A 973-nucleotide genomic window follows, 5' to 3' on the forward strand; every position below is an offset into this window, starting at 1 on the left:
TGACGCATCCATACGCAGCAAAAATGAGTTCAACGGCGATAGATGTATGTAACAGCTTGGCCTTGCCTTATTGGCGATTTTCTCGAGAACCTTGGGTCGCGCAAAAGGGCGATAACTGGATCTCGGTCTCTTCATGGGCTGATGCGGTCACTGAATGTGCCAAATTTAAGAGAATCTTGCTGACTGTCGGGCAGCTGTCTCAAGACGACATGACGCGACTCAGTGATGTTCTAGCGACTCAGGATGAAAGCAAATTAATCTACCGAACCGCCGCGCCATCAAGAGCGTCATTGTCAGGCAGCGTGGAATGGATCAAAGCGATAGGTCCTTTTGATCTTGAGTCAGAGAGAGCCTTATTACAGGTAAATCGAATTGACTGTTTAGTGACTAAAAATAGTGGTGGCGATGCCACGCAAGCGAAATTGGTAGCCGCACGAGAGTTCGGGGTTCAGGTGGTGATGTTGACGCGCCCAAACATATCGCCAGTCAAGCATTTGTTCAGTGACCTTGATGACTGCCTACATCACGTCGAAAGTTCGCTGTCTGATTCTCTCACCCTTGAGGATCAAGATACTGAGCAAAACAATAGCGAAAAAAACGTATAGGAAACCGAGATGCCATTTGATTACGAATTGGACCCGAAAGCGATTGAGCGACAAAGCTTTGAGCTGATTCGCCAGCTAAGCAACTTGAGTTGTTTCGATAAAGAACAACAACAGGTCGTGATGCGTGTCGTACATAGCTTAGGTATGCCCGAGCTGACGGATAAGATTCTGTTTAGCGCAGGTGCTTGCGAAAAAGGCAGAGCGTCCTTGGGTCAGAATAAGCCAATTTTGTGCGATGTGGAGATGGTCAAGCAAGGCGTTACTAAGCGCATGATTGAACGAGAGCCCCTGTGTTTTTTGAACGATAACGACACCATTCAACAGGCTAAACAACTAGGCGAAACAAGGTCGATGGCTGCCTTAAGTTC

General features: G+C 47.5%; 2 protein-coding genes. Both read left to right on the forward strand.

Features of this window, described 5'->3' with window-relative positions:
• Positions 1–605 (forward strand): precorrin-6A/cobalt-precorrin-6A reductase (locus A3729_RS28215; protein ID WP_068634527.1); only part of this gene is annotated, 605 nt, incomplete at its 5' end.
• A 9-nt stretch (positions 606–614) separates the two neighbouring features.
• Positions 615–973 (forward strand): precorrin-8X methylmutase (locus A3729_RS28220; protein ID WP_197476217.1); only part of this gene is annotated, 359 nt, incomplete at its 3' end.

The sequence above is a fragment of the Oleiphilus sp. HI0043 genome (assembly GCF_001634935.1).